We start from the raw sequence: 6,262 nt of genomic DNA, 5'->3' as shown, positions 1-6,262 counted from the left end.
CGGCCAGAACTAAAAGCTTGGCTTTAATGTTCTGTCCGTTATTACTTTTGGTTTGTTAATTCTGAATAATTCTCTTGGAATTTTTCAGGGTTGCATTACTGTTTATTTGTCAAGGTGCAGGAGCCTAGAATCCGCTCCACTGCTGCATTTGCGGTGTTTCTTGCCCGCATCAGCAACGAATATAAATATATCACTGGGGCATACTAATGTCAACAACTTTTTTCAACTTTTTTTATTTTTTTAATAAATATAAGAAAGCATTAGAAAAGAGCCCTTTTCCAAGGGCTCTTAAAAGTTCTATATATATGGTCACTTAAGATAAACAGTCTGCTCTTCACCACCTTCAGCAACAATCATCCCAAGGCTCTCTATATTGGTCGCCTCGTTCTCTCCAATCTGAGTCAGTACAACAAGACTCTCGTGTGCTCTTGAATCAATGGTTCCGACATATGAAGACAAGTCATTAGGCAGGAATGTAACTGAAGTATAACCAATATTCTTATCATTAAGCAGAACCTGGAATAGAAGGTTATACTTAATCATATTTACATCTTTGGCTGAATCCGAACCATTATAAAGGTCAAATCTAAGAACCAGAAGCTTCTTGCCCTTGTCGGCGTTTACCACGTAGCTCTTGGAGCTCTCAGGATAAGTGCTGGAAACCGAATATCCCTGATATGAAAGGAATAAATCCGGTGATATCTCCTGGGATTGTTCGGAAGATAATGTAATTGCTTCCGGATGCTTAGGAGCATCACTTCCGGTATCACCGCCAGTATCGGTCGCAGAATTCTCTTCTCCTGCTGATGCAAGGTCTTCACCTGTCAAAACATTTTCGTTGTTTTCTTCTTCGCTTGGATATTCAGTGCTTTCAACAGGAGCAGGTTCTACCTGAGCAGGTGCAGCTGGCGCCGGTGTAGTCTGCTTACTTTCAGTCTGTTCATTCTCAGCTTCCTTGGCTTCTTTTCTGGCCTGTCTCTCTCTGTTTTTCTGCTCCTCTTTGGCATCAATGTAGACAAGTCTTGACTGACCGTTATTGGAATACTTCATAAGAAGTACAACGGCATACTCAACAGTCTGATTATACTGTTCATCAGTAAGATCAGGAAAACTCTCGCCGCAGCCTGTAAGAATCAGGATGCTTCCTATGATGGCCAATAGCCCATAATACTTTTTCACCCTCATAAACCACCTCTTGTACGGTCTATTTAGTTTCAAGTTCAAAGTAAAATTCCACGCCGTTATCATAATTGACGACGCCATAAGCCTGATGCATGCCTTCCATAATGGCCTTAACAATAGAGAGTCCCACGCCGCTTCCGCCGTATTCTCTGGTTCTTGCCTTGTCAACCTTGTAAAATTTATCCCAGATATGTCCTATGCTTTCAGCAGGAATAGGCTTGCCGGTGTTAAACACCGATACTCTCACGTGATTATCATTGGTAAGAAGCTTAACTTCTATAATCTTATCCCCATCTATATGGTTTAATGCGTTGCTGTAGTAATTCTGAAGCACTTCCTCAATCTTAAATTCATCGCCCCAGACAAATATCGGACTGTAATCATCGAATTTTACAGTGACATCTTTTTTCTGAGCAAGAAGTTCTGCGGATTTAAGATAATTGCGAATCATGTCCACAATATCAAAGCGCTCCATATTGGCTGTTTCATTGCCAAATTCAAGCTGATTCAAGGTGAGCAGTTTTTTAACCATGATGTTCATCTTGGAGGCTTCATCCATGATTACCTCGCAGTAGAAATTCCTGCTCTCCTCATCATCGCTGACGCCTTCCTTGAGACCTTCTGCGTATCCCTGAATAAGTGCTATAGGAGTCTTTAGTTCATGAGATACATTGGATAAAAACTCCTTACGCATCTCATCAACCTCTTCCTTCCTGGCAATATCACGCTTCAGCGCCACGTTGGCATTCTTGAGTTCCTTGATTGTTGATTCAAGGGTCTCGGACAGTTCATTCATGTTCTCGCCAAGAACATCGATCTCATTATGTGAAGTACCGTCATTTTCATACTTTGCTTCGAAATTCAGCTTCTTCATCTCATCGGAAATGAGATAGAGCTTTTTGATGGGATCAGTAAACTTTTTGGAAATATAGAGGATCATTATGGAACCGGTAACTACTGCCATTACTCCGACGTAAGCCATGAAAGTATTGGAAATCATGACACTGTCCTTAATACTCTCCATGGTTGATCTTACAAGTACCAAATGTCCGTTTCCGACAATTCCCCACATCTCAAGATATTGTCTGCCGGTAGACTTATCCTCTTCAAGCTGAAGCGTATAATCGTCTCCAATATCCAAAATAGTCTTGTTCTCAATGACATAACCACCATTTACGGGATTGAGCATGTTTTCCCATAGAATCTTAGTCAGCATCTCCGCATTATTGGCCGATGCTTTGACTGTCTTGGAATCCGCATCGAGAACGATCATCTCAATGTTGTATCTCTCACAGATATGTGTAATTTCAATATCGAACTCATCGGATGTGATATCACCGTTATTTATGGCAGTAGCTATGCTTCTATAGGCTTCGATGATAGCCTCTCTCTTATTCTGTACATAGAACCTTTCCATGAAAAGGAGGTTGATCACAAGACAAAGTGCAAAGGTTCCTATCATTATAAGAAGGAAAGCCATGCTCATTTCGAAGCGTATCGAACGGGTCTTATCCGTGTTCGGATTACTTGTCGATTTCTTCAAACTTATACCCCATTCCCCAGATAGTCTTGATCATGTCTCCCTTAGGTCCAAGCTTACCGCGCAGTTTTTTAACATGGGTATCTATTGTTCTGGCATCTCCGAAATAATCATAATTCCAAACATTATTCAGTATCTTTTCTCGGGAAAGAGCAACGCCCTTATTTTCAAAGAAGAATGACAGAAGTTCAAATTCCTTGTAGCTAAGTTCAACTTCCTTACCATCCACCGCAACACTGTGAGCCACCTTATTAACTACGATGCCGCCCACCTCCATAACCTGGTTGTTAAGAGCCTGATTGGTTCTTCTGAGAATGGCCGATACTCTGGCCGCAAGAATCTTGGGGCTGAAGGGCTTGGAAATATACTCATCGACACCCAGTTCGAAGCCCAGAAGCTCATCTCTTTCCTCAGCCTTGGCTGTGAGCATGATGATAGGAACCTTGGAATTGCTCCTGATCTCCCTGCAGACCTCCCAGCCATCCCTCTTGGGCATCATAACATCTAATATAATAAGCGCTATATCCTTGTCGTCATAGAACAGATCAAGAGCCTGCTGGCCATCCTCTGCTTCAAGAACCAGATATCCGTCTTTTACCAAAAAGTCTTTAACGAGTTTGCGCATTCTGCTCTCGTCATCAACTACCAGAATTTTCAGATCTTCCATTAAAGTAATTCCTCCTAGCTAATTGCTATCTGTATCCTCATAATAACTTGATGTATCCTCGATGCCAAGTCTTTTTTCAGCTTCCCTTACTTTCTTTTCGCGTTCTTTAAGGTCCTGCTCCCATGAGGCATAGCGATTGGTCACATTTCGCCTGTAATTAATTATATTATCACTTTCACTGGTTACTGTAATCAAAAACATCACTATTACTAGAATAGTTAAAATAGCACTCAAAACTATAGGAAAAACTCTTTTGAATTCAAGGCTGTTTTTCTTCTTTTCCGGTTTGATCCGCTGCCTTACGGACAGGTTCTCCATGGCAGAATGCCTTGTAATTGTTACGCCAAGCGGAATGGGAATAAGGTCATCTTCCTTATAGCCGCTCTCTATAAGCTTGGCTCTGAGGTTTGCAAGATACCCCCAGCCTAGGGGTGTCTTAAAGATCTTATTTTCAATTGCCTTTTCATAAACAGCTTTTATATCCTGAGGCCTTGTTGCCTTGGCACGGGTATTAAGGAGCTTGATCTTATTCAGATCCATAGCTCCCTTTTGGGCGTCAATTTCTGTCATGAACTCATAACCGCCTACTATCAAATTGTTACCCTTTGATTTATCATCAGTTGCCATATTCTGCTCCGTACGACGCAATGAATACGCTGACACTTCTGGCCTTCATGGTTTTATTTCTCCAGGTAAGGGGTTTGGGTCTGTTGTAAAAATATTTGCCGGATTCGTCACCTGTATCTACACAGAGAGACCAATAAGCTCCTTCCGGAGGATTGGGCAGCATAATCTGTATATCTTCCCAAAAAGCATTTATTGCAAGATATACTATGTCATCATGGCCCTTTCTCTTGATATAGCCTGCAAATCTTACGCATACCACCTTGGAATCTCCGGTAATATTTCCGTTATCCGGATTCTCGGTATGAACTGAAATATGGGGATATCCGCACTCTGCAGGTCTAAGGTCCTTTCTGATGCAAGGATGCTTTCTTCTGAACTGAATCATGTTTCTGTAAAAATCAAAGAACTCTTTATTTTTGTCCAGAAGCTTCCAGTCGAGCCAGGAAATCTGATTATCCTGGCAGTATGCATTATTATTTCCAAACTGAGTGTTGCCAAATTCATCTCCGGCATATATCATCGGAGTTCCTCTGCTGCACATAAGTACAGCAATAGCATTTCTCATCATTCTGAAACGAAGATCCATTATTCCCGGATCATCAGTCTCACCTTCAACGCCACAATTCCAGCTCCTGTTATCGTTGGCTCCGTCTGTGTTATTCCATCCGTTGTCTTCATTATGCTTGCCATTATATGAGTACAGATCGTGAAGCGTAAATCCATCGTGGCAAGTAATGAAGTTAATGGAAGACTCATATCCAAGATATGCTCCGCCGTACAGATCAAGTGAACCTGTAATTCTGCGCACGGCATCCGGTGCAGACCAGATATCTCCCTTAAGGAAAGATCTGATATCATCTCTGTACTTACCGTTCCACTCAGCCCAACGCTTCCAAGCCGGAAAATTACCTACCTGATACATTCCACCTGCATCCCAGGCCTCTGCAATCAGCTTGACATTTCCAAGAATCGGGTCATACGCAAGTCGCTGAATAAGAGGCGGCCTTTCCATTGGAGATCCGTCCTGATCTCTTCCAAGGATACTTGCAAGATCGAATCTGAATCCGTCAACTCTGTATTCTTCAACCCAATATCTCAGGCATTCAACAATAAATTCCTGAACAATAGGATGATTACAGTTCATTGTGTTGCCGCATCCGCTAAAATTGTAGTACTGTCCGTAAGGAGTAAGCAAATAATAGATATTGTTGTCAAAGCCCTTAAATGATATAAAAGGACCGTTCTCGTTTCCTTCAGCAGTATGATTGAATACAACGTCAAGAATAACCTCTATTCCGTTATCCTTAAGCGTTTTGATCATGTGCTTAAGTTCAACGCCCTCTTTGTTGTACTCTGTCTGAGAAGCGTAGCTTGTATTGGGGGCAAAAAAGCTTATTGTGTTATATCCCCAGTAATCAAGAAGCGTTCTTCCGTTTACTTCTCTCTTATCCCTAGTCTCGTCAAACTCAAAAATAGGCATGAGCTCAACGGCTGTAATACCAAGTCTCTTAAGATAGTCCACCTTCTCCTTGATTCCCTCGAAGGTACCTCTGCAGTGTACATTGGAGGACTCATCCATGGTGAAGCCTCTTACATGCATCTCATAGATAACTGAATCACACATGGGAATATTAAGGCTGTTGGTGTCGTTCCATTCAAAGTTATTTCGCACAACTCTGGCTCTGTAGGCGCCGTCCCTGTTTGGCCTCTGTCCCCAGATTCTCTGGCCTGAAACAGCCTTGGCGTAAGGATCCAGAAGTACATGATTCTTGTCAAACAATAGGCCCTTTTCGGGATCCCAGGGTCCATCCACGCTATAGCAGTATTCAAGATTCTCAATATCAAGTCCGAATACAATCATGGAATAGACCTTACCAATCCTATAACTTTGAGGAAAAGGAATAGTGGCAAAAGGCCTACTCTCTCCACGGTTATATAGTAGCAAGGTAATTGACGTTGCTCCGTTTGAATTGATGGTAAAGTTAACACCATCAGTAAGCATGGTCGCACCATAAATATTGTACATACCGGGTCTTATTCTGAACCCGTTACATACATCTAAGGCCAGCATCTGTCTGTTAAGATCGCCTTTTCTAAGCTCTCTGAGTAACGTCCTTATAATGGTGTAAATTGAATATTGTATTATAAAAGCCACTGGCTCTTACCTTTAGGTATAATAGAATCACCACAACCCTAAATAATACCGGAGGTAGAACACAATGGCTCAACTCAATATTACTTTAAAT

At 41.8% G+C, this 6,262-nt stretch carries 5 protein-coding genes; all 5 read right to left on the bottom strand.

The annotated features are described in order from the left end of the window. Positions 1–309 precede the first annotated feature (309 nt). From NXH67_RS04760 to glgX, 5 genes are read right to left on the bottom strand one after another with little or no spacing between them, the layout of a single operon-like run. Positions 310–1,185, bottom strand: a complete 876-nt coding sequence (locus tag NXH67_RS04760; protein WP_272796609.1) for a hypothetical protein — start codon at positions 1,183–1,185, stop codon at positions 310–312. A 19-nt stretch (positions 1,186–1,204) separates the two neighbouring features. Beyond that, positions 1,205–2,725 (bottom strand): HAMP domain-containing sensor histidine kinase, encoded by a 1,521-nt coding sequence (locus NXH67_RS04755; RefSeq protein ID WP_022778773.1) that lies wholly within the window; start codon positions 2,723–2,725, stop codon positions 1,205–1,207. Next, a complete protein-coding gene (locus NXH67_RS04750) occupies positions 2,706–3,389 on the bottom strand; it encodes a response regulator transcription factor (protein ID WP_022778772.1) in 684 nt (227 codons plus the stop codon). The genes NXH67_RS04755 and NXH67_RS04750 overlap by 20 nt, the downstream gene beginning before the upstream one ends. Positions 3,390–3,407: 18 nt before the next feature. Further along, positions 3,408–4,016, bottom strand: coding sequence for a hypothetical protein (locus NXH67_RS04745; RefSeq protein WP_022778771.1), 609 nt, complete (start codon positions 4,014–4,016; stop codon positions 3,408–3,410). Further along, positions 4,006–6,087 (bottom strand): glycogen debranching protein GlgX, encoded by a 2,082-nt coding sequence (gene glgX / locus NXH67_RS04740; protein ID WP_051139936.1) that lies wholly within the window; start codon positions 6,085–6,087, stop codon positions 4,006–4,008. Before glgX ends, NXH67_RS04745 begins: the two co-directional genes overlap by 11 nt. Between the last annotated feature and the right edge of the window lie 175 nt (positions 6,088–6,262).

The sequence above is a fragment of the Butyrivibrio sp. DSM 10294 genome, assembly GCF_028539135.1.
In the GTDB taxonomy this organism is placed as follows: Bacteria; Bacillota; Clostridia; order Lachnospirales; family Lachnospiraceae; genus Butyrivibrio.
The sequence above is the reverse complement of the archived record's forward strand: the minus strand, read 5'-3'. Positions and strand labels throughout refer to the sequence as shown.